At 42.6% G+C, this 23657-nt stretch carries 15 protein-coding genes; 5 read left to right on the plus strand and 10 right to left on the minus strand.

Annotated features, from left to right (window positions below; genetic code table 11):
* Positions 1-40: 40 nt before the first annotated feature.
* Complete coding sequence (locus LX92_RS11585; protein WP_170117837.1) at positions 41-2296, minus strand: purple acid phosphatase family protein; 2256 nt, start codon at positions 2294-2296, stop codon at positions 41-43.
* Between the two features lie 124 nt (positions 2297-2420).
* Complete coding sequence (locus LX92_RS11590) at positions 2421-3554, minus strand: metallophosphoesterase family protein (protein ID WP_109650671.1); 1134 nt, start codon at positions 3552-3554, stop codon at positions 2421-2423.
* Between the two features lie 332 nt (positions 3555-3886).
* Here LX92_RS11590 and LX92_RS11595 point away from each other — a divergent pair, with 332 nt between their 5' ends.
* Complete coding sequence (locus LX92_RS11595; RefSeq protein ID WP_109650673.1) at positions 3887-5464, plus strand: FG-GAP repeat domain-containing protein; 1578 nt, start codon at positions 3887-3889, stop codon at positions 5462-5464.
* Positions 5465-5597: 133 nt separating this feature from the next.
* Here the strand turns inward: LX92_RS11595 and LX92_RS11600 are convergent, their stop codons facing one another.
* Both LX92_RS11600 and LX92_RS11605 read right to left on the minus strand, forming a co-directional pair.
* A complete protein-coding gene (locus LX92_RS11600) occupies positions 5598-6683 on the minus strand; it encodes a DUF6807 domain-containing protein (protein WP_211315862.1) in 1086 nt (361 codons plus the stop codon).
* Positions 6684-6751: 68 nt separating this feature from the next.
* Positions 6752-8236: a Gfo/Idh/MocA family protein gene (locus LX92_RS11605; RefSeq protein ID WP_109650675.1), complete on the minus strand. Its 1485-nt coding sequence runs from the start codon at positions 8234-8236 to the stop codon at positions 6752-6754.
* 384 nt (positions 8237-8620) lie between these two features.
* Here LX92_RS11605 and LX92_RS11610 point away from each other — a divergent pair, with 384 nt between their 5' ends.
* Entirely contained in the window at positions 8621-9772 is a 1152-nt protein-coding gene (locus LX92_RS11610; protein WP_109650677.1) for an acetylxylan esterase, read from the plus strand.
* 172 nt (positions 9773-9944) lie between these two features.
* On the opposite strand, the gene LX92_RS11615 is transcribed toward LX92_RS11610, so the two are convergent.
* Positions 9945-10919, minus strand: a complete 975-nt coding sequence (locus tag LX92_RS11615) for a metallophosphoesterase family protein (RefSeq protein ID WP_109650679.1) — start codon at positions 10917-10919, stop codon at positions 9945-9947.
* A gap of 57 nt (positions 10920-10976) precedes the next feature.
* The gene (locus LX92_RS11620) at positions 10977-11939 is read right to left on the minus strand and encodes a D-2-hydroxyacid dehydrogenase (protein ID WP_109650681.1); all 963 of its coding nucleotides are present in this window, start codon (positions 11937-11939) and stop codon (positions 10977-10979) included.
* A gap of 234 nt (positions 11940-12173) precedes the next feature.
* On the opposite strand from LX92_RS11620, the gene LX92_RS11625 reads away from it, so the two are divergent.
* From LX92_RS11625 to LX92_RS11635, 3 genes are all read left to right on the plus strand, one after another.
* Entirely contained in the window at positions 12174-14546 is a 2373-nt protein-coding gene (locus tag LX92_RS11625; RefSeq protein WP_109650683.1) for a GH92 family glycosyl hydrolase, read from the plus strand.
* Positions 14547-14746: 200 nt separating this feature from the next.
* Positions 14747-16984 (plus strand): ligand-binding sensor domain-containing protein, encoded by a 2238-nt coding sequence (locus LX92_RS11630; protein WP_109650685.1) that lies wholly within the window; start codon positions 14747-14749, stop codon positions 16982-16984.
* Positions 16985-17029: 45 nt separating this feature from the next.
* Positions 17030-19159, plus strand: coding sequence for a two-component regulator propeller domain-containing protein (locus LX92_RS11635; protein WP_109650688.1), 2130 nt, complete (start codon positions 17030-17032; stop codon positions 19157-19159).
* A 51-nt stretch (positions 19160-19210) separates the two neighbouring features.
* On the opposite strand, the gene LX92_RS11640 is transcribed toward LX92_RS11635, so the two are convergent.
* The 4 genes from LX92_RS11640 to LX92_RS11655 form a co-directional block, all read right to left on the minus strand.
* The gene (locus LX92_RS11640; protein WP_211315863.1) at positions 19211-20443 is read right to left on the minus strand and encodes a sugar MFS transporter; all 1233 of its coding nucleotides are present in this window, start codon (positions 20441-20443) and stop codon (positions 19211-19213) included.
* 38 nt (positions 20444-20481) lie between these two features.
* Positions 20482-21861 carry a DUF3748 domain-containing protein gene (locus tag LX92_RS11645; RefSeq protein WP_109650692.1) on the minus strand — a complete coding sequence of 460 codons (1380 nt, stop codon included), beginning with the start codon at positions 21859-21861 and terminating at the stop codon, positions 20482-20484.
* A gap of 53 nt (positions 21862-21914) precedes the next feature.
* Entirely contained in the window at positions 21915-22550 is a 636-nt protein-coding gene (locus tag LX92_RS11650; protein WP_109650694.1) for a D-sedoheptulose-7-phosphate isomerase, read from the minus strand.
* Positions 22551-22616: 66 nt separating this feature from the next.
* On the minus strand, positions 22617-23600 hold the full coding sequence (locus LX92_RS11655) for an ROK family protein (RefSeq protein ID WP_211315864.1): 984 nt from the start codon (positions 23598-23600) through the stop codon (positions 22617-22619).
* Positions 23601-23657 lie beyond the last annotated feature (57 nt).

The following is a 23657-nucleotide window of genomic DNA, read 5'->3' on the forward strand; positions in this document are numbered from 1 at the left end:
TTTAAGGGTAATTGTTCTTTTTACTACACACGGTTAACGATTATTTATGGATCAATTCAAAATAGTCCATGATTCCTCCGTCCGAACCGTCACCATTCATTTTACGTGCGGTACATTTTAAGTGTTTTCCATCAATCTCGAAAACAACATAGTGATATTCATAAAATTCCCCAGCATCGGTATTGTCATTATCCTTTACCGCCTTATGGTCTGGGTAATCTATTTGTTCCCATTCAGAATATTTGTGGTTATCCAGATTGGATCCCCCTCCTCCCGATATAATATAAGTCGCATTATTGCCCTTGCCCGTTTTGGGATCATAAGGAGGATGGGGCAATCCCCTCTCATAGTCATGTGTATGGCCACTTAAGACAACATCTACCTTATTCGCCTCCATTAAAGGGACAATATACTTACGCAAAGGTGGTTCCCCGTCATATGGACCTCCCGACCAAGCTTCGGAATACGGTGGTTGGTGCATTAAGGTAAATATCCATTCGCTGTTTTTCTGGGCTTTTTTAAGGTCGTCCACAAACCAGTTGTATTGTTGGCTGTGAACAGTGATACCCTCACCCTCCTCAAAATTGGACTTATTGGGATCTAGAAAAATGAAATGAGAATTCCCATAGTCCACTGAAAAGTAATATTCCGTACTCCCAGGAGAATTACGTGGGTGATCGACATACTTTTCAAAAGGCGGAACTATCCGATCTTCACCATACCCCCCATATTCGTGGTTTCCGATGGAAATATAGGTGGGGGTGGTGCCACTAACATGGCGTAGTGGATAAAAATATTCATCGATCCAACCCGTCAGGTTTGTACCCGTAGATACCACATCACCAACATTCAAGATAATATCGGCTTGTTCAAGTGCCATCATTTTAACCAGATTGTCGTGCACTTTCGGATAAGACCGATTGTCTCCATAAACAATAACCTTGATCGGGGCATCTTTGGGCTTTCTGGTTCTAAACGTCTTCAATTCACTACGCAAATTGGCCGATTCGACCCTATAGGTATAAGTCTCATTGGGTTTAAGACCTACCAGAGTGATTTCGTGCATGGTTTTTGGAATTTCATTCTCAACGACTTCATGATCCAATTCACCGTTTTTCCCATAAACAACCTTTCCATAGGTAGGATATACCGTTTCCCACATCACGGTAATGGACTCCTCCTGCAAATTCTGTAAATAAGGGGGTATTACAAAGGCTGGTGATTCCTGAAGTTGTACCTCCGCACTTTCAAGCGCACTATTGGTAAAAGCCAATCTCGTTGCTAGATCGAGTGTTCGTGTTCGCTGTAATGTCTGGGAAAATTCATGGATTACCCCCATATTTGGTTTTGGGTGTCTTTCACAATAACGATCCAATCGATTTAGGGCCGAATTGACCTCTTCCAAGGTCTTTTTAAGTTGATAGGCCTCATCGCTTACCAAACGTACCTTTCGCAGATCGCCCGAACCCCATTCATTGAATACTTTTATGGCAATCCATAAGGCATCCCCAACATGTGCCGAGTTACTGAGCACAATATTCCCTTCTCCCCCGGTAAATCGCTGCCGTAATTTACCATTGACCCAGATTTCACCCCTATCATTGGCATTGACCGTTAGTCGCAATGTCCTATCCTTTACTTGGAAGGTGTCTATGGACTCCGGAATTCTTAATTTGGTCCGATACCAAGCATGGGTATATTCACCACGCCAACTCTTGCCGGCACTCCTTTCTTCCCAGGAGGAATCATCAAATGCGATTTCCGATGCCTTATCGTTGGCTTTGTGCTTGAATTTCCAATCGACTACATCTATGCCTTCCACGGGCAAAGGAAAATTCAAACCACTCATAAAAAGGGCATATCCCCTGGGCATTCCCGTAATTCGGGCATTATAAAAACGACTGTTATAATTACCGTTCTTGGTTTTTATCTGTATCGTATATTTTTTCCCTTCCTTAGCCGCTTCGGCCAATATCCCCTTTCCTGAATACCCGCTTGCCAAAAACAATTCCCTGCCATTTACATAGACCTGTGCCTGTGGTGAAACATTAATATGAAGGACAAGATCGTAACCAGCGAGGTATTTCGGAACAATAACTTCCTGTTTAAACCACTTTATTCCATTCTTCTCCCAAAAAGGTTTGTTCAATGTTTCCGGTTTCCAGAGCTGGGGCGTATCAGCCAACACCTCTTTCAAAGTCAAGTCCCCTTCATGGGCTTGCCATTGTTCAATTTCCAGATAAGGATGGGACTCCGATTTTTGTACGATTGTATCTTTTTGGGCTGATAATATCATCGTCCAAAAAAATAAGGTCAAAACTAAATACTTACTATGTATAACTTCCATTACTTGATTTAATAATAATTTAAAGGCAACCCATTAAGGTATAAAAACAACAGGGTCAAAATTGGTTCATTGGTTATTTAATCGTCCTTCTTTCCACCTTAATGGTATCAAACTCGTTGCCTTCAATATCGAACACATGCAATACGGCTTCATCCTGTTCAACTTCAACATTGATAAAGTGCTCTATTTTTTTATAATTAAGGGTTTCCGGCTGTACGGCATCAATATCATATAATGGCGCCCCTGCCCCTGCTGATGTGATAAAATGAACCCCCTTGTCATATGCATGGTGGTAATGATGGTCATGGCCATTTAAAAATACCTGTACGCCATATCGACTAAAAATATCGCCCCAAAAAGCACGGACCTTCTTTGACTCTTCCACACGACTTTTTTTCACACTGTATAAAGGGGTGTGCTGAAAAATAAAAACGAATCCTGCCTCACGGTTCAATTCCAAGACCTGTTCCAACCATTCCTTTTGTTTCTTTAGATATTCAATGCCCGATTCTTCCCAATAGGTATCTTCCATGCCCTCGGATGTGAAAGCGGGTATCGTTGTCCTTAAACCTTCACTATCCAATACAACGAACAACGCATCACCCACGGTAAAATAGTAGTAGCGTTCATTGTAGGGAAGGTCAAAAAAATCGTAATAATAGGGTGAATCCTTTTCATGATTGCCCAATACCGGATAGTAGGGCGTATTGGTCATAAAATCCTTATTGATCTTAAAAAAAGACTCCCAATCGCGCATTGAAAGTCCGTTGGCAACCAAATCCCCTGAATTCACAATAAACCTTGGATTTAGTTGCCCTACCTGTTCGATTATTCTCTTATGGACATTGTTTCTACTGCGTGTATCCCCTATTGCTACAAAATTAAAAGGTATGCTTTTATCCGGATACGTCCGCAACTTACCTTTTCCCTCATCGCTACCGTCATTCAAAACATCATAAACATATTCAGTGTCCGGTTCTAAATTGGCCAAATGTATTTTATGTTGTTTAAATTCCCGGATTGTGTCTTTTTCCCCCGCTATATCCGTAATGGTCATCTCACCCTCAAGGGTCGACCAACATATGGTCGCATCTTTTGTACTCATTTGTTGGATATAAGGTCCGAAGGCAATCTTATCACTGGTTTGCCCTGCAAGCTGTAGGATGGTAAAGAATAAAAAAAGTGTAATTGGAATCGTATTTTTCATGGTATCGGTTATAAGAAGTTTATTTCTGTTTATGAAATGAAGTTTACACAATAGCTTAAATCGATTGAACCTTCCTTAGTCATGTAACAAATATATTCAACCCAAACAAAGACGTATTAGTTTATCTTATTTGAAACCTATGTTATTTTAACCATTCACTCTTTTCAATTGCTCTATTTTTGTTTATGAAGTTAAAATTCCAACACATTGAATAACCAGAATTATAGATTCAGTGAAGGATCTATTTCGATACACTGGATTAATTCATATTGAAGTACCCGTATTCTGAGTTGAAATCCATATCTTCTTGACATCTTTTATCAATTGATTTTATGAAGCTTTTTTGTGTTTCCCTTTTATTTTTTACCTTATTTGTATCCTGCAAGGAAGAACCTAAAAGCAGTATTGTTCTACCTATTGAACCCAAGGCAACACTCTTGGGTGGGGACCAATTGGCAAAAGCACAATGTGCCGCTTGCCATCAATTTGTTCCTCCCCAGGTATTATCCAAATCAATATGGAAGGAAGATGTACTACCGGCCATGGGGCACCGATTGGGTATATTCAATGGTAGCAGACCACCAGATAGTATTTTTGGTTCTCCCCGGAATGCCATTATTGTCAAAAAAGCGAATATTTATCCGGAAACACCCCTATTGGCAAAGGCCGACTGGCAAAAAATCGTGGATTATTATATTGAAAACGCCCCAGATTCCCTTTTACCCCAAAAAAGAAACCATACTATCAAAATAGGGCTTAAACACTTCAAGTACAAAGAACCTTCCTATGCCCATCCTCCACCTTTAACCGCAATGGTTAAAATAAGGACCCATAAAAAGGGACTTGTTTTTAGTGATGGCAAGCGCAACAACAATGTGCTCACCTTTCTTGGTCCTGATCTGAAGTTTAGGAAGAATCTGCTTTTTAAAAACACCCCCGTCCATTTCCATGAAGATTCAGATACAATCTATTTGACTACAATCGGCAAGAACATTTTCCCTCATGATACCCATGACGGGGCCATACAGAAAATCGTTGATTCTAAAAAAGGTCAAGACCAAATAATCGTAAAACCTGTTATTGAAGAACTTCAACGCCCTGTTTTTATGGCTTATGGCGATTTGAACAATGATGGAAAAGAAGATATCGTAGCCTGTGAATATGGGGACCTAACGGGAAAATTGGTGTGGTATGAAAATCAGGGGGACTCCAAGTACATCCCAAAACCACTAATGAATAAGCCAGGGGCTATAACCGCGATTATCAATGACTACAATGCAGATGGCCTAAACGATATCTTTGTACTGATGGCCCAAGGGGACGAAGGTATTTTTTATTTTGAGAATAAGGGTGATGGCTCCTTCTTTGGGAAAAGATTATTTACCTTTTCCCCCCTCAATGGCAGTCAATATATGGAGCTTGGTGATTTCAACAATGATGGCCATAGCGACATTCTATATGTCTGCGGGGATAATGCGGACAAAACCCCGATTCTTAAAGATTATCATGGTATTTATATTTTCTTGAATGACGGAAACCTGAATTTCACCCAAGGATATTTTTACCAACAAAATGGGGCCTACAAAGCCATGGCAAGGGATTTTGACCTTGATGGGGATTTGGATATTGCGGCAATTTCATTTTTCCCGGATTACTTGAACCATCCTAAAGAAAGTTTTGTATACCTTGAAAACATAGGTGATTTGACCTTCAAGGATTTCTCCTTTCCTGAAGCAACAAATGGACGGTGGATCACTATGGATGTCGGGGATATTGATGACGATGGGGATATTGACATCGCCTTAGGTTCCTTTGTTTACTTTATAGCGAAAGGTGATACTACGGGATTGAGCAAAAAATGGCTTAAAGAAAGTCCTTCCGTCATTTTGCTCGAAAACACACTTAAGTAAAAAGTAGCCTCGTAGCGGCCCCACCCCACAATACACCTATACGTTTAATATCGGGTCCTTTTAACAGGTCTATGGGTATAAAACAGAGCACCTTAGCTTCACTATCTATGTATCGATATACGGTAATCCAATCTTAAATACCAGCGAAGTCGATATAGGCCTTGTCCAATTGGGCTTTATCAATCTTGCCATCAAAAACAGCTATTCGATAGGTAAAGGTAACCGACTCATTAGGTAGTAAAGAAAAATTCAATACCTCCTTGCCATCACTGAATATTTTTTGTCCTAGCGGATTGGCCGCAAACAAACCATAACCACGGGCATGCCAATATGTAGGATACCCCACGTTATTTGGACTATCCATAATAACCACGGTTACATCCTTATTGTCAATGGTTCCAAAAAGCGCCACCCATTTGGCCCTAGTACCCCATACCGCATCACCCTCAATACCCGTACTGCTTAAATAATGTCCATTGACCCCTTCATTATCCAAAACGGGCACATCGGTCTTATTCCCTTGGGCATCACTGAGTGTCACGGGCTTTTTACTAGGGTGCTCCAGTCCACGAGCGGTACGAATAGCTATCATCCCTTCTTTGTTATCCTTAAAAACGATAGGGTCGTCCAATGCTTTTAGGGTAACTACCCGATCAATAATCCGTTCTCCATTTTTAGCATAAAAAACAAATTTGGTATCTTCTTCCAACATTATGGAACCGTCGGGTTTCAACCAATTGGCCGCTACTTCCAAATCAGCCTTCCCGGCACCTCCATCCATGGCAATAATTCGATCATGCCGAATGGTTCCCATTTTATCACTTTGTTCTTCGGGAATGGCATCCGAATTGTTCCAAAAATCCAACCCGTTTACATCACCGTAATTGAACCATGCCCCTATATGGTGCGGATGATCGGTACGCTCCTTTCCTTTTGGTGCTATGGGATAACCGCGGGTAATGGTTGCTCCGTTGGCTGCATTGATAGGATAGAGCGTAGTTTTTTTAAGAACCGGAAGGTCATCGGTATACAAATAGGATGTAAATAATTTTCCATCGACCAAAACATCAATTTTAGCCTCATTCGTGTTATCTGTCACCTCTATATTATGCTTCCCGACTTTTACGACTTCGCCCATTTTCTTTTGTTCCTGTTTGCAACTATAAAAGCCAAGGGCCAAAAAAGTAACAACAAAAAGTGATGTTCTAATTTTCTTCATCTTCAAAAATTATAAATTTTTAATTATTCCTATTTTCTATCCTTCATTCACCCGAATCGCAAGTATTTTTAGACCACGTCGGGAACCGTAAATCCCTTTCGGTACTCCCTAGTGAGCATTTTGTTTGCCTCTTTATCCTTAACGAAGGACTCTTGGTTACCGTCAATCCGTAATTCCCTTCCCAGTCGATAAGCAACATTGGCTATCAATGGAAGTACTGTTGATTGATGACCCGTTTCTATATCACAAGTCAATTCAGACCTATCATTGTTACGAACGGCGGAAATGAAATTATCAAATATGGCATCTCCCCCTCCGCTTCCGGTCAAATCAAGGGGATCATAAGAATCGTCTTTTTCCCCAGAGGTAGGTCCAGCCTCGTTTTTGCGACCAAAAAAGGTTTGCCAATTACCACCGGCATCAATCTGCATCCACCCTTCCGTTCCTAAAACAATGGTTCCTATTTTAACAGGGGTCGCATTGGTGGTTGCCGATATTTTACCATCACCGGTAAGCTGTATATTGGGTAAAAGCACACCTTCCGGATTTGTGGTTAAGCCCCGGGTTCCAAATTCCAGGATTTTGCCATCTTCATATTCGAAAAGTGACGTTTGTGAATTTGGGGTCTCTTGCGATGAATTATATCCATAATAACCCCCCATTGAATTTACCCTGACCGGCAGTTCATCTTTCCCCAAAGCCCATCGGGCCACGTCAAACTGATGGGGACCTTGATTACCCGTGTCTCCATTACCATAGTCCCAATGCCAATGCCAATTGTAATGGAACCTATTTCTGTTGAAAGTCCGTTTAGGTGCCGGGCCAAGCCACATATCATAATGTACCTTGTCCAAATACGGTTGGGTATAGGGTGTCTCATAACTTCCAGACTCCAAATTCATCCGGAATTTTTCACCGGTCTTCATCGCCCCATCAGGATATTGACCAATATTCGCCCTCGGCTTAAAACAGAGTCCTCGAGTCATATATACCTCACCCAATTTACCATCGCGAATGAACTTCATGGCCCTAATCGTACTATCTATGGAACGGTTTTGATAACCGACCTGTACCAATACATTGTGTTTTCGTGAGGCCTCTATCATTTTTCGACCTTCAAAAACATTATGCGAGGATGGTTTTTCAACATACACATGCTTACCTGCCTGTGCCGCCCAAATGGTTGACAGGGCATGCCAATGGTTTGGGGTCGCAACGGATACCGCATCAATCTCATTATCATCAAAAACACGTCGCATGTCCCATTCTGTTTTGGGGCGGTACCCTCCCAATTCCTCCACTTGATCCAGGCGTTCCTTGAAGAGGTTTTCATCTACATCAACAAGATATTTTAAACGTACATTCTTCATTTTCCCAAAATTATCGATATGGGTCCCTCCCCTTCCCCGGATACCGATAACCGCCATTTGAATGGCATCGTTCGAGCCAAGGATACGACCATAAGAAAGAGCACTAGTAGAAAGCATTGAGGCCCCCACTAATCCAGCAGACCCTTTCTTGATAAATTTTCTCCTGGTGATTTTTTTCTTCATAATACTCTGTTTTTATATATGCGTTTGTCTATTTTTCTTTTGGGGATTTCAACAAAGTAAACCATAATAAAAACGTGATGCTTCAACTATTTTGCTCTTTATACGTGCTCGTTTGACCTTTTCGTTTTATAGTTTCTGCAACCCTAACCGTTCTTAAATCAATCCATTAAAGGGATTTTCTATTTTTTTAAAAAAATCCATCTTTATTTATGTTTAAATCCAAAATGTCAATATTCCATGTAAAAACAGTAAAATAGAAGAAACACAACAAGTAAGGTATATACTATATTTAGGATTCGGAATGGGCTTTTGCCCTTCCTTAGATTCTACCCACAGGAAAAAATAGTTTTCTGGATAAGATATCAATCAACTAAAACGAAACGAATGGGAAAGCTTTTTATTTATGTGTTTTTTATGACCCTCGCGCTCAATGCCCAAGAAGACATGTTGTGCCAAGGAAGCTATTGGACAGAAGACCAAGCCAATTTGAAGATGAAGGACTTCGCCACCCAATGGAATGACCTTCCTTCTTGGGAAAAACGAGCCAATATCCTTCGAACAGGAATTATTAAAGGGATGAAATTGGATAAAATGCCACAAGTCAAGGGTAATTTCAATCCAATCATTCGAGACAAGAAAGTAATGGATGGTTATTCCGTTGAAAATATTGCCATCGAAAGCTTTCCCGGATTTTATATCACCGGAAACCTATACCGACCCAATGACCCCGATAAAAAAAATGCAGCCATTCTTTCCCCCCATGGCCATTTATCGGACAAGCGCTTAAAAGAGGATGTACAAACCCGGTGTGCCGTACTGGCCCGAATGGGTGCTATTGTGTTTGCCTACGATATGGTCGGTTATGCCGAATCAACACAGGTAACTCACAAAATGCCGATTGCCTTATTGTTACAAACCTGGAACAGTAAGCGGGTACTTGAGTACCTGCTCTCTCGACCGGATGTTGACCCTGAACGGATCGGAATGACAGGAGGCTCTGGTGGGGGTACACAAACCTTTGTACTGGCCGCTATCGACAACCGTATAAAAGTCGCCGCACCAACCGTTCAGGTTTCCGCCCATTTCTTTGGAGGTTGTGTCTGTGAAAGCGGTATGCCAATCCATAAAAGTGCTAACCATCAGACCAATAATGTGGAAATTGCCGCGCTTTGCGCACCACGACCCCTTTTACTTATTTCAAATGGATCGGATTGGACAAGGAATACACCGCGAATCGAATACCCATATATTCAGAAAGTATATGCCTTGTACAATGCAGAGCATAAGGTTGAAAATGTCCATTTTCCTATGGAAAAACATGATTACGGCCCCTCAAAACGTGCAGCGGCTTATATGTTCTTTGCCTACCGTCTCAAATTGGACAAGGGCAAGGTCACCATTACAAATGGGGTTAAGGAGGATTTTGTTACGATTTTACCCAAAGATGACCTAAAAGTGTTTACAAAAACCCACCCAAGGCCTGAAAATGCCATAATAGGAGATCAGGCTATCATGGATTATTTGGGAATCCATTAAAAGGGACCTCCAGCATACGGTCCAATGACATCCAACTCAAAAGAAAAACAAAATGGGTATATGGGATTACTATCGATATGCCTATATACCCGGCTAGGTCACCCAATTGTCCATGGAGGGAGGTTCACACAAAATGTGTCATCACGTTACTCCATATTTCTTCTCTTTAGGTTTATCCTTGCCCGACCTCGATTCCTGTGTTTGCTGTTTTCAGGCGTTCATTTTCCCATCCATGGTCGACATATTCCCATGTGAAGTCATCACCTTGCACTTTGATCTTCATAAAACCTTCTTTGGTGTTGTGTCTTCGACCTTTCCATCCGTTTCCTGCAATAGAGCCACCGGTTAAAAAATGGAATCGGTCATTTACAAATCCATATTCCTTCCAATGGATATGTCCCTGCAACACCAATTTTAAATTGTAACCTTCCAACATCCTAAACACTTCAAAGCCGTTGCTCACCGTACGGCTTCCCTCACTCCCATTTAACTGGGAATAGGCACATATCATAGGAATATGGGTCGTTATTACAATGGGTGTTGCCTTATCGACCTTGTTTAGGTCTTCGGCCAACCACTGCAATTGCTCTTTATGAAAAACACCTTTGTACCGCTTGCTTTCCGTTACATCCAACGAATTCAAAGTGATAAAATGCCAACCCTTATGATCAAATGAATAATAGGTGTCCCCGAAATGTCTTTCCCACATGCCATACTTATAATCAGGATGGTCCGGACCTTCGGGACTTTCCTCATAAATCCCGAATAAATCATGGTTTCCGATACAATTATAAACCGGCATTTCAAACCCCTTGCTCATATCCTTATACAAGCTAAACAGCGATTCACTCTTTTCAAAATTACCGCGCATGACATCATAAACAAGGTCACCTCCAGTGATAACAAAATCAGGATTCAACCCATTCACCTTATCGATGGCCATCTGAAAACCTTTTGGGGCATTCATTTCCGGCTTGATATGGATATCGGTCAAAAAAGCGAATTCAAAGGAATCACCCGCATCCGTTTTTGTCCCCAAAGTGCCTTGTCGGCATGAGTTTGATAGAAAAGGAACTGCCGCCGCTGCCAATCCCGTGCGGAACAAGAAAGATCTTCTTCCCAAACCATCTTTATTACGATCTTTCATTAATAAGGTATTTATTCAACATATGTCAGAGTATTCGAAATGGAAAACCCATTCGTATCAATTCACTTTATTAATAGGATTACCCTGTAGGTATGCGTTAAGATTATCGATAGCCAAATTCAACAACCTAGCCCTGGATTCCTTCGAGGCCCATGCAATATGGGGGGTAATGATACAGTTTTTGGCCTTTAAGAGCGGGTTATCCGCTTCAATGGGTTCCGTCGATACCACATCAATGGCCGCACCGGCCACTTTTCCATGATCCAAGGCCTCCTTTAAATCCTTTTCGACAACCAACTGTCCCCGGGCTGTATTTATGAGCATTACACCATCCTTCATCTTAGCTATGTTGGCCGCATTTATAATTCCTTCGGTATCAGGAGTCAATGGACAGTGTAGACTAATAACATCCGATTCCGTCAATAGCCCATCCATATCAACATACTTACAGGTCGTTGTTTCCAATTCGGGCCGCCTACGGCTAGCAGAGGCTAAAATATTCATTCCAAAGGCCTCGGCTAATTTAGCGGTTGCCCTTCCTATTCGTCCAAAACCAATAATCCCCATGGTCTTCCCTTCCAGTTCGACCAAAGGATAGTTCCAAAAGCTAAAATCCTTGCTATTCGTCCATTCCCCCTGTTTTACGGCTCGATTGTGTTCACCAACATGATGGCATATCTCAAGAAGTAAGGCCATCGTCATTTGAGCTACGGCAGTGGTACCATAGGTGGGTACATTGGTGACCGTTATACCCAAATCTTTTGTCGCCTGCATATCGACTACATTATACCCTGTAGCCAAAACCCCTATATATTTTAAAGATGGCGTCCTTTCAAGGACTTCTTTTGGCAAAGGTGTTTTATTTGTGAAAATGACCTCGGCATTACCAATGGCATCCACGATTACCTCATTGGAGAATTCGGTTCTATCGTATACCGTCAATTCGCCCAAAGCCTCTAATTTTTCCCAACTCAAATCGCCGGGGTTCAAGGTATACCCATCAAGGACTACTATTTTCATTCTAATATATTTTACTCAAAAGACCCATTATCCCCTGCCCAAAACAGTTGTTTTAAAATGGCTTCTTTACAAATATAAGACTTAAGACATTCCTATTATTTCCGCTATCTTATCCCATTTACATGTTATTTTAACTATCGGATTATATTTACTAATTTATCTTTGTTAAGCAGGTAATATTCTTTAGGTGACTAAGAAATAACCTCAACCAAACTTTAAAACCGGAGGATTCCCATGAAAAATTTACTGAACCTGATATATCCACTTACGTTTTCAATGTTCTTTGCATGTACCCAGATCGGTTATACACAGGCCAAGACGCCCAGTGCGTATGTGGACCCCTTTATTGGTACCGACTTTTTTGGGCACACCTATCCCGGTGCAGCATTACCCAATGCACTTGTGCATTTAAGTCCGGATGTATATACAGAGGGCTGGACCTACTGTGCGGGTTATATCTATTCTGAAAGTTCAATCATGGGTTTCAGCCACACCCACTGGAGTGGTGTTGGCATGGTCAATGGTGGCGAGATATTACTGATGCCCACGGTGAACCAAAAACTACAGATCGTACCGGGTTCCTTGGAAGATCCCGATGCAGGGTATCGCTCACGATTCGACCACTCCGAAGAGCGTGCCACACCGGGCTATTACACGGTAAAACTAAAGGATTATGATGTTAACGTTGAACTAACGGCTACCCAACGGGCTGGTTTTCATCGTTATACATTCCCAGAATCAACGAATTCGCGCATTATTTTGGATGTTGGCCATCAAATCGGGGATATGACCAAAGGCGAACTATCCGAACTCAAGATTGTCGATGACCACCGTATTGAAGGTGCGAAAGGTGCAGGGCTAGGAAAAGTGTATTTTGTAGCGGAGTTCAGCAAACCCTTTTTATATTATGGCACTTTTGACGCCACGTATAAGACCCCTGAATCCAATGGCAGTATTTTCCCATACAAAAACGCCGAGGTAGGTGATAAAATAGGGGCATTTGTACAATACCATACTGCAAAAGACGAACAGGTTTTAGTAAAAGTAGGCCTATCCTACACCAGTATTGAGGGTGCGCGAAGAAACCTCCAGCAGGAAATACCTAACTGGGATTTTGATGGTGTAAGGGATAACGCAAAAAAAATATGGGACAAGGAGCTTTCAAAAATCACCGTTAAAGGAGGCTCTGAAGACCAAAAACAGATTTTCACCACCGCACTCTACCGATCTCTGTTAGCGCAATATATTTCACAGGATGTCGATGGTAAATATTTTGGTTCGGATGGAAAAATACACGAAGCCAAGGACTTCGATTTTTATGGGTCTTTTTCATGTTGGGACACTTACCGAACCCAGCATCCCTTACTAACCCTTGTGGCTCCTGAACACGTAAACGACTATATCAAATCGATAGCGGCAAAGGTTGAAAATTATGGATGGCTACCAGCCCAACACTTTTTAAACGTCTATGGGGAGTCCATGGTCGGCGATCACCTGATCCCGATTATTGTGGACGCCTATTTAAAAGGGTATCGCGATTTCGATATCAACCTATTGTACAAGGCGATGAGAAAAAAAGCTTTGGAACTACCCAAATCCCCCATTTCGAAGGATGTGGGGCGCTCGGGGTTGACTTATTATCTTGAAAAAGGATATGCCCCCATCGATAAGGTGACCGAGGCAGTACCCAATACCCTTGAATTGGCCTATGATGACTGGTGTATTGCCCAATTGGCCAAAGCGCTTAACAAACCAAATGACTATGCCCTATTCATGAAACGGGCCAACAATTACAAGAATGTCTGGGATTCCAAAACCCAATTCATGCGCCCCAAAAAATATGATGGCACTTGGCTCCCTGAAATCGGGGACAACAAGCAGGAAATCATCAAGAATGGTGACCACAGTTATTACAAATACTTTGACCCCTTATTGGTTGGTCGACGTCCAAATCGCCACTATACCGAATCGAATGCCTGGCAATATATATGGTCTGTACAACATGACCCGCAAGGACTCATATCCCTTTTCGGGAACAAAAAAGAATTTATCGCCAAGCTCGATACCTTTTTTGAGATGAGTCCGGTTATTAGTCCACCAAAGTATGTAGGTGTGGTCGGCACCATAGGGCAATATGTCCATGGCAACCAACCTTCGCATCATGTTGCCTATTTATACAATTATGCCGGCCAGCCATGGAAAACACAATTCAGGGCCCGCCAAGTAATGGATAAAATGTACCGAATAGGTCCTGGCGGCCTTCCGGGAAATGAGGATATGGGTTCACTTTCATCCTGGTATGTGTTAAGTGCCATGGGTATTTACCCTATGGCCCCAGGAAATACTGTTTATACGATTGGCAGTCCGCTTTTTGATGAATTGAGTCTACACCCCACAAAAAACAAAACATTTACGGTACGCGCCCAAAACAATTCCAAGAAGAACGTATACATCCAATCCGCAACCTTCAACGGTAAACCTTTCAACAGAACATGGATTACCCATGAGGAAATTGTCAAAGGAGGTGTTCTTCAATTTAAGATGGGACCACAGCCAAACACGAAATGGGGCACGGACAAAATACCTACATCCTTATTACCCAACTAGAAAACTTCAATTATTCTAACACTATATAGGTATATATTGCCAACATTATTTTAAAAGGTCAATATTCCATGTAAACCTTGTAGAATATAGGTGGTAATGTACTTATAAAATCGGTTTATTTGTTTTGAATGTTATGCAGTGTTTTGCTTAACCGTATATCAACATCATTAACAATTAACCATCCTAACCTCATAGATATTATGAAAAAGATCAATCAATACTGCATTTTGATGATTTCACTTCTCGTGGTTTCCTGTAACAACCCTGATAAGGAAAAAGAACAAACATCCTCAATGCCTATATATGAAGACATCCCTTACCTTCAAGATTATAGCATAAAATACAATTGGACCCAAGATCAGGATATATCCAAGGTATATATGGATAGGAATGGCGTAATCCAAGTGCTTTCTACAGACGGCCTTCTACGAACACATGATGGACAATTTTTATATCCCGGCACGCTGCTGAAAGACAAGACATATCGCCCACTTACCGATAAGCAAATAAGTGGACTTACCCTGTATGAAAACCAATTTGTCTATTTAGATGATAAGGCGGTTTTCAGCAATGCATGGGCAGGTAGTCTTTACCTTTCCCACAATCTACCCAAGGCCCATATTTTGGCTGCGGGATCCAATTTCGATTTTCTGATCAGTGATGGTAAGTCCCTTCAATTTCTATCAAAGGATAAGGCCCCTTGGGAAGGAGCAATCGATGACCGACTTTTGGACATACGGTACCATGCCGACCAAAAAACATTCTGGATTTTAGGAGCGCACAGTATTTCTAGTTTTGATGCGACCACCAGTACTTTAAAAACAACACAACAAGAACAACAATTGACGGCATTGGCCCTACAGGGTGATCATTTGGTCATAGGCACTTCAAATGGTTATTTTGAACTCAATCCCAAAACGGTAACGAAGGTTGGCCCGCTGCAAAACAAACTACCGGTTACCGATATTACTTATATCGAAACCATCGACGATCATCTCTGGTTTGGATCTTCCGAAGGCGCCTTCAAATTACGTGATGATGGTAAATTCGATTACTACTACGGAAAGCGTTGGTTGCCCAACAACCATGTAAAACATATATCCAAAGGAAATGATAACTCCATCTTGATTTTGACCGATACCGGTCTGGGCCAAATCGTATTCGAAGAAATGACCCTTTTTGACAAGGCCGAATATTATGAAAAACAAGTAAGGGACCGTCATATCCGTTTAGGCTTCAATGCCTCTTTGGTCGATATGGACAATGGAAATATTGATACCGGACGACTTTCGGATTCCGATAACGATGGCTTATGGACAACCATGTATCTGGCAGGGGAGGTTTTTCGCTATGCGGTGACCCAATCTGATGATGCCTTACAGAATTGTAGGGAATCCATGGAGGCTATGGAGCGGTTATTCAGTATCAATCCAGTTCCTGGGTTTCCCTCACGATCCTTTGAGCGCAGTGGTTATATTGAAAAATTGCACGACCCGGACAGATGGCAACACTCCAACGACCCGGAGTGGGATTGGAAATCGACCACCAGTAGCGATGAGGCTATCGGGCATATATTTGCTTACGGTGTCATGGCTGAATTGATGGACAATGACCTGAAAGACCGAGCCATAACCCTTATCGATACCTTGATGAGCCATATCGTCCGCAATGACTTGTACATGGTTGATTATGATGGAAAACCCACTACTTGGGGCAAATGGAACCCCGATTATGTGAATGCCAGACCGAAAATGGTGGGCGATCGAAAAATAAACTCTTCCAATATTATTGGTATGTTACAGACTGCCTATCATTTCACTGGAAAGGAAAAATATAAAGAAAAAGCCTTCGACCTGATGAATAACCATGGCTATCTCGAAAACCTTATGTGGCCGATGAAGGATGTAGCCCCCGCCCCTGACGATGCGGACGACTGGAGTAAGATGCTATCGGAATCATGGAACCATTCCGATGATGAAATGTATTTTGTGGGGTACTGGGGATTATACAATTATGCTTTCAACGACACGCTTAAAACAAAATTCAAAGCATCCATTCTTGACCATTGGGAAATTGAACGACCTGAAAAAGAAGGCGCATGGAACATTATGACGGCATTGACCGGTACTTCCGAATTTGACCTTGACGAAGCCGTATGGTATCTCAAAGAGCATCCTATGGATATGGTTTCATGGGATGTCAAAAATAGCCATAGAAAGGATTTGGATTTTATAGCCCCCAATTTTAGGGAGCAGACCACGAAAGAGGTACTTCCCCCTGATGAAAGAAAGATACAACGCCATAATGGTAATATGTTTCGATTGGATAAAATCGGAAATGACGGTGGTGAAGAATATTCGGCTGGGGATATTTGGCTCCTCCCCTATTGGATGGGCCGATATTTGGGCGTGATCAGTGAACCCCAACCTTTGGATTAACAGTCCAAGGCCACTTTTAAAACAAACCATTCAATACGATATCCTATGCGAACCATTTTACTGATTTCAATAGCATTACTGCAATTCTCTTTTATATCAATTGGGGAGAAAGATAAATTCCGACAGGATGTTGCCGTAATGCATGGTAGCGAACAGGGGCTCCCCCAAGGAGCCTTTACTGAAATACAGTTATACAACAATATACCCATTGCGATAGCTTCCGGGGGAACCTACGAATGGAACGGTAGCCAATGGACAAGGATAGAGGGTTCCAAACCGGAACATTCATTATCACAATTCAAAAAATTACCAGAAGGTACAGGAAAAGTACTCTCCGAAGTAACCTATAAAGGCGAGACCTATCTGGGTTGTGAAAACGGTCTATACGTTAAGGCCAAAAAAGGCAAATGGAAGCAGGTATTACCCTTTGACGAAAATTATAGCTGGGCCTTGAAAAAAGTCGCCGCCCTGGTTGTAGATACGAACGGCAATCTATGGTTTGGGTCCAAGGAAGGGATTGGTAAAAACACCAATGGGAAATGGCAATTGTTTACGGGAAAGGAAGGCGTTCCCTATACCCAATTCACTTGTGCTTCGGCAGGACCCCAGGGCGAAGTATGGTTCGGCACGGAAAATGGCGCCATAAGGGCCGAAAACGACTATTTTTACTATCGTACCACACGACGTTGGCTACCTGACAATCATGTAAACGACATTGCCGTAGACCAAGAAGGCACCGCTTGGTTTGCAACGGACAAAGGCATTGGTCAAATTATTCCCAAAGAGATGACCTATGAGGAAAAGGCAGCCTATTTCACCCATCTAACGGAAGAAAGACATAACAGAATGGGGTTCATTTGCCAAAACCACCTCAGCAAGCAATTCGATATAGACAGCTATGAACTGGCCATCTCTGACAACGATGGCCAATATACCGCCATGTACGGTGCCGCACAGGCTTTTAGATATGCCATAACGGGTGATAAGGAAGCAAAGGCAATTGCGGATAGAAGCTTTAAGGCAGTAAAGTGGCTGGTCGATATTACACCTGAGCCAGGTTTTCCCGCCCGTGTTATCATTCCCGTTGATTGGCACGAAACGGTAAACGAACAATACAGTAAGGAGTACAACAAAAGGCATCAGAAAAACGACCCCTTCTGGAAGGATATCTATCCCCGTTTTCCGCTAAGTCAGGATGGCAAATACCGTTGGAAATGTGATACCAGTTCTGACGAGTTGGCGGGACATTACTTCTATTATGGAATCTACTACGACCTTGTCGCTGAAACCGAAGAAGAGAAAGCAGCGGTTAAACAAGTAGTGGCCGATGTTACCGACCATCTTATCCGCCATAGTTTCAAATTGGTCGACTACGATGGTAAACCCACACGTTGGGGCAGTTTTGACCCTGACTACTTTAACTCGATTTGGGGTTGGGATCAGCGCGGCCTAAATTCGATGATGATGCTCTCCTTTCTTAATGTAGCCAGCCATGTTACCGAAGACCCAAAATATGACGAGGTGTCCAAAATGCTGCGTGACGAAGAAAATTACCACATTAATGCCATGCATCCCAAGGAATTTTTTCCTCCTGAAAACGTAGTCCCATGGGACAACAACCTTGGGTTAATGAGTTTTTACGGTCTGATCAACTATGAAAAAGACCCCGAACTCCTTATGATGTATCGTCTTTCCTTGGAATATGCCTGGTTAAATATCAGCAAACAAAAGAATGCCTTTTGGGATGGACTTTACGGAGCATTGGCAAATACTTTTACCAAAAAAGTAAACGAAGGTTATTTCAATACACGTGAATTGTTCAAGGAGAATCCCTTGTTTGCCCAATCGGTCATTGACCGCTATGGGAAAAGCAGTCTTGACACCCGATATATCAAGGAAACCCTACAACGTATTCCCTTAGACCTCATCGGTTATGAAATGGACAACACCCATCGTCTTGATGTACTTTTCGACCCCACCCCAGCCCAGGAAGCTGATATGGGATGGCGCATGGACTCCTATGCGCTCCCTATTGACGAACGCGGGCATGTTCGGTTGGACAGGGATGCTTTTGACCTTCACGATTCAGAAGGAAATGGTTATTCAGAACACGAAGGCACTTTCTATCTTTTACCCTATTACTTCGCGAAGTACCATGATTTAATTCCCCAGTAAGGTCAATCGGAAAATACTAAAACAAGCCAATTATCTTTCCCGAAGCAAAGCCTAATTTTGTGCTTCGACTTGGGCGAATTCATTGGCTCCGGGTTTATACCCATTTACCGCATAATAAATGATAAATGCGTAACATAGAAGTGGCAATATATAAGAAAGATGGAGACCGATAGCCGGCATATCGGCCAAAACCCCTTGTAACAGTGGTAATATCGCCCCGCCAACCGGTGCCATTACCAAAATACCCGAAGCCTTGTTGGTATATTTACCAAGTCCCTTAATAGACAAGGTAAAAATATTGGACCACATTATCGAATTAAACAAGCCTACAGCCAGCATGGCCCACATGGCGACATAACCATTGGTGAGTATCGTCACGGCCAGCAACAGAACAGAGGCCAATGCGGAAAAACACAATACTTTTTGGGCGCTAGCCTTTTGTAGAATAGCTGACCCCAAAAAACGACCTATCATCAATCCGGCCCAATAAAGAGGAATATAGGTCGCCGCTTTTTTCTCGGCAAATCCGGCAATATAGGGTTCCCCCAAAAAGTTCACGATAAAACTGCCTATGGCCACTTCCGCACCGACATATAACATCAAAGCAATGACACCCAATCGCAATTGCCTGAATTTCAATACATTTCCCTTAACTTTCACCCCATCGGTCTCCAACACCTTCGGTAGCTTCAGAAAAAAGAAAACAATAGCTATCAAAAAGGCGAAAATCGCCAAGCCTACGTATGGCCCCTCAACAGCGGCCGCGGCTTCTTTCGGGGTGTCATAATGACCCAAGATTAAAAATCCACCCGCCAAAGGAGCCAATGTGGTAGCCAAGGAATTGATTCCCTGGGCCAAATTCAACCGACTGGAAGCCGTTTCAGGTTTCCCTAAAATAATCACATAGGGGTTCGCCACTACCTGCAGAATCACACTGCCCGTAGCCATGGTAAACAATCCGAATAAAAACAACGGATACGAAACAGCCCATGAAGCGGGCAAAAACAAAAGTGCCCCCAAACCAATCGTTATCAAGCCGGCAGAGATACCCTTTTTATATCCAATGCGCTCAACGAGTAGACTGGCAGGAATCGCCATTAAGAAATACGCCCCAAAGAAACAGAACTGTATCAGCATGGTTTCGGTGTAGCTCATATCGAATAACCCCTTGAAATGGGGAATCAATATGTCGTTTAAGGAAACAATGGCCCCCCAAATAAAAAATAATGAAGTCATTAAGGCAAAAGCACCCCTAAAATTATTCGTCTGTGTTGCGTTCTTCAATGGTATGGATTTAAGTTATTATCTGGAGGGCCTTGATTTTAATGGGTAAGGGCATCATGCAGTTCTAAAATGAATATCTGTTTATACAGATTGCTTTGAGCATCGTCTATAATTCGTGAACTGGTTGCATTGGGCATGTCAACATTATAGGCCAGTATTTTTCCATCAGGGGACACAACCAAAGCTTCCCGGTCCAAATCACTGGGAGTCAATACAATTGATTTTCCGAAGCCGTCCGGTCCACCAACAAAACTGGCATAAACTTTTCCATCACTAATGGAAAACAACCATTGATCGGAGGGATGCCAACGGACATAACCGGCATCTGCCGTATAATTTGTGACCTGCATCGGTCTGCTTTTCGGATCTACCGCCAAATCGGAACCGCCAACCGGAATTACAAACACTTGTAATATGCCCTTTTCGTCCTTTGATAAATAAGCGATCTGTTCCCCCGAGTATGATCCCCGCACAATACCCTCATCAGTGGTACTATGGGTCAATCTTTTTATTTTGATACCCACGGGAGGTTCGGGATATGTATTGGCATCACCGGAATACGCCGATGTAATATCGACGGTATTGGGTATTTCAGCGACGAAAAGCGAAGTTTCATAATCAACTCCGTTTTCGGCACGAACCTTTCCTATAAAGGCACGTTTCGTTCCCAAGGAATCTACCCAAGAGTCGCCGTAGGCCTTTTCAATTTCACCAGGTTTCGATTCGCCCTTTTTTACGGGTTTCAACATTACCGCAAAATAATGGCTGAATCCTTCCGGAGCACTCTTATTAACTTCCATATAACCGATGGTACGGTCATAGTCCTGTTGCAGAAAGTCATCATAGGTAAAACCGATACGCCGCCCGTTTCTGGAATATTCATGTCGGTGGGTACCCCCTCGTTGTGCTCCCGGGGTTATTGGCCTATCGGTAACCACGTCCCTTAAGTCAGCAATTGAAATTTCTCCCTTTCCATCGGCGCTGACGATGGCCCCATTTCTGTTTCGTATGTCATAATGACCCCTTTCGTCAACTTCCTCCAATTGGGGACCGTGAATAAAAACCACCTTGTTTTCTGTAGGATGATACGAAACCGCGGCAACACCAGGAGCACCATGCTCCCCGGAAACGGATTCCGGTTGCAATAGTACGGTTTCCTCTCCCGTTGCCAAGGCTACTTTTTCTATGGACTTACTATTGGCCAGGTTGGTATTGAACACCATATAACGCGTATCGTAACACAAAAAGCGTCCGTCTGGGGAGAAATTATCATTGTTATCCAGGGCGTGTGTCTTTGCATTGAAGGTAATCTGTTTTTCGGTCATGATGTTGTTTTTGGAGGCTACTCGTTCCTTACAACCTATCATGAGGGAAAAGACCATAATCAATAAGGAACCTGGGATTTTTAAAGTGCGCATTTATATAATTGTTACTTTAACAGCTACTAGATAAAATACTTATATTCAATATCTTAAAAGAAAGTCTCTTCTACTATAATACAAAGGGCATGGTATATAGGCAAATGATATTCCTGTACCGCTGCTGTGCTCGTCGCGGGGACGCATACTGCCACATCGCATAACGATTTGATCTTGCCTCCCGTTTCCCCAAGCAAACCAACTACTTTCATCCCCATGGCTTTGGCGGTAAAACAGGCATCAACAACATTGACGGAATTCCCCGAAGTGCTAATGGCCAATAAAACGTCATTCTTTCGACCATAGCCCAACACTTGTTGTGCGAAAATGAAATCGCCCCCTATATCATTTGAAATTGCGGAAATCAAACCACCATGGGCATTCAATGAGATTGCCGGCAACCCCCTTTCCAGTTTCGATGCCAGAGTCGCTCCCCTTTCCCCAGAGCTTTCAAGAAGGTTTTTTTTGAATTCAGAGGTAACAGGGCGTTTTTTGGAAAAGCTTTTCATCAACTCCCCCACAATATGATCCGAATCGGACGCACTTCCTCCATTACCGCAGACCAACAATTTACCTTCGTTTCGATAACATTCGACCCATGTTTCACCTGCTTCCCTGACTACATCCTTACAGCTTTCAAGCGATGGATAACGCCGTATTAAGTTTTCTATTATATCTTCCCTATTCATATGAACTCTTTATCTTTCGCCAAAAAGGCTACCCCTGTTAATTTCGTTTTATTTTCGGTTTCCTATTTATTGCATGGCTACACCCAATGCAGCATAATCCCCTATTTTATCGCCTAATTGGGCCGGTAAAATACGACAAACTTCCAAGGCTTCCGGAATGGCTTCTTTTTCAAGCACTTTATAGACCAATGGTTTTAATAAGGCTTCGTTCCTGGCGTAAATACTACCGATGACGATGCATTCGGGATTCAAGGTATCTATAAGTATGGCCAATGCCCTACCGAGATACTCCGCAGTGGTTTTCACAATTTCCAACGCCACCCAATCACCCTGTATGGCCGCGGTAAAAACCGATTTGGCCGTAATGGCATCGATATCTTCCGCTGAGGGACAAAATCCGACAGTTATACCGTTCTTTAATTTATGTTCAACGGTACTTTTGGCCAAACGGGCAATACCTCCCCCACTACAAAATCCTTCAAATGACCCGGCTTTACCAAAACCTACAGGTCCGTCTTCAGCCATACGAATATGCCCTACTTCCCCCCCTAGGTCATTGGTTCCAGAGTATATTTTTCCGTTCAGGATGAGTCCAGCTCCCATTCCAGTCCCAAAAGTCAAAAAGATCATATTCTCAGTGCCTTTTCCGGCACCCATCATCCACTCGGCCAGGGCACAGGCATTGGCATCGTTTTGGATCGCTACATCTATTCCAAATTCCTGCTCAAGAATCTCTACTATTGGAATATTATCCCAGCCCGGTAAATTGGGCGGCGATTTTATCAATCCCTTCTTAGAATCAAGGGGACCTCCACAACTTATTCCAATTTTCGCCAATTTTTTACGATCGTATTCTTCAAAAAGCCGATGGATATGTTGTTTGAATTCATCTAGGATAACCGTTGGGCCACGCTCCACTTTAGTTTCAAAAAACACCTTCTCGTAGATATTGAAATCATCATCGCCCAAAACTACGGCGCATTTGGTACCTCCGATATCCAGACCTACATAGTAGGTCGAAGGTTCTTTAGCATGGTTCTGTTTCATCATTTATTTCGTGTTGTGTTGCTTAAATAACCAAGGATTGCACCATGAGGATAGATCAAT

This window comes from Maribacter polysiphoniae (assembly GCF_003148665.1).
Taxonomy (GTDB): domain Bacteria; phylum Bacteroidota; class Bacteroidia; order Flavobacteriales; family Flavobacteriaceae; genus Maribacter_A; species Maribacter_A polysiphoniae.